Origin of the sequence: Mesorhizobium sp. M1E.F.Ca.ET.041.01.1.1 (genome assembly GCF_003997355.1) — a bacterium.
Lineage (GTDB): Bacteria > Pseudomonadota > Alphaproteobacteria > Rhizobiales > Rhizobiaceae > Mesorhizobium.
Window position 1 is genome coordinate 1 of record NZ_RZSL01000928.1, and the last position, 1,604, is coordinate 1,604.

At 65.2% G+C, this 1,604-nt stretch carries 2 protein-coding genes; one reads left to right on the forward strand and one right to left on the reverse strand.

The annotated features are described in order from the left end of the window. Positions 1-205 precede the first annotated feature (205 nt). Positions 206-817 carry a TIGR00730 family Rossman fold protein gene (locus EOA38_RS35985; RefSeq protein ID WP_126094890.1) on the forward strand — a complete coding sequence of 204 codons (612 nt, stop codon included), beginning with the start codon at positions 206-208 and terminating at the stop codon, positions 815-817. A gap of 37 nt (positions 818-854) precedes the next feature. Here EOA38_RS35985 and EOA38_RS35990 read toward each other — a convergent pair. Continuing rightward, a partial coding sequence (locus EOA38_RS35990) for a LysR family substrate-binding domain-containing protein (protein WP_127301452.1) occupies positions 855-1,604 on the reverse strand: 750 nt, incomplete at its 5' end.

Sequence of the window (1,604 nt, forward strand, 5' to 3'; positions counted from 1 at the left end):
GAGCGCGCCCGACCCGTAGGCGACCGCCGCGACGACGGCAAGGCCGCCCGCCGCGAACAAAAACGCCTTTGAAGCACTGATAGCCATAATCTTTTCTGCCCCCTTAGCCACCTAACGCCGGTCTAGCGTGTTTTATCAAGTGCTACAAGAAAAAGCCCCTCCATGGGCTTGACCACGCCGACCGTCCCCATCACCAATCATCGCCATGAACACGATTCGATCCGTCTGCGTCTATTGCGGTTCGTCTCCGGGCCGCGACGAGGCTTATGTCAAGGCCGGCCACCTGCTCGGCCGCTCGCTGGCGAAATCCGGCCTGCGCCTGATCTATGGCGGCGGCACCAAGGGGATCATGGGCGCCGTCGCCGACGGGGCGCTGAAAGCCGGCGGCAAGGTGACCGGCATCATCCCGCGCTTCCTGATCAACAGGGAGGCGACGGAAACCGCTCTCGACAAGCTCGACGAGCTTTTGATCACCGACAACATGCACGAGCGCAAGCATAGGATGTTCGAAAAATCCGACGCCTTTGTGGCGCTGCCGGGCGGCATCGGCACGGTCGAGGAGATTGTCGAAATCATGACCTGGGCGCAGCTCGGCCACCACCGCAAGCCGATCGTCTTCGCCAATGTCAAAGGCTTCTGGGACCCGATGCTTTCGCTGATCGAGCACATGGCGGAGGAAGGCTTCATCCACACCGCGCATCGGGTGAAGCCGCTGGTGGTCAACGACCCTGAGGCCATCGTCGCCGCCATCATGGTGGCGGGTTCGTCGGTCGACGCGCCGACGGAAGGCGTGCAGGCGGTGATAGACAAGATGTAGGCAGTAGGATTGGGCAGTGGGCAATAGAGACACAGCCCTACTGCCTACTGCTTAATGCCCTCCTCAAATCCGCAACCACCGCCCTCCGGTCATTCCGCCGCCAGGCGAGATGGATCTCAACGCTGCGCTTGAACCAGGGCAGGTCGCGGAAGACGATGCCGGCTGGCGCCGCGTCGCGCAGGCTTTCCTGCACGGTGGCGAGGCCAAGGCCGGCGCTGACCAGGCCGAGCGAGGTCAACGGGTCGGCCGTCTCATAGGCGATCTCGGGTACGAAGCCGGCCTCGATGCAGGCCGCCAGGAACTGGGCGCGGTTGGTGTCGTCCGGCTGGCGCACGACGGTGATCCAGACGCGGCCGTCGAGATGGCCGGGCCGGATGTCGGCGACACCGGCAAGCGGATCGCCCTCGGGTATCGCCAGAACCAGCGGCTCGCGACGCACCAGCATGCTCTCGATATCCGGGTCGCCCTTCGGCGCCGGGGCATAGACGAAGCCAAGGTCGAGCGCTCGGCTTCGCAGATCCTCGAATTGCGCCGCCGTGCGGCGGCTCTTCAATTGTAGATGGAAATCCGGCCGCTCGCGGCGGAATTCGCGCAGCATGTCGGCGACCAGCCCGGCATGCACCGCGCCTTCGACATAGCCGATGGCGAGGCTGCCGGCGGCGCCGCTGGCAAGGTTGCGGCCGAGCTCTTCCAGCCGGGCGGCGTTGGCAAGCAGCGCACGCGCTTCGGCGAGGAACGCCCTGCCCTCGGCGTTGAGATGGACACGCTGCCTGGCGCGCTCGAACAG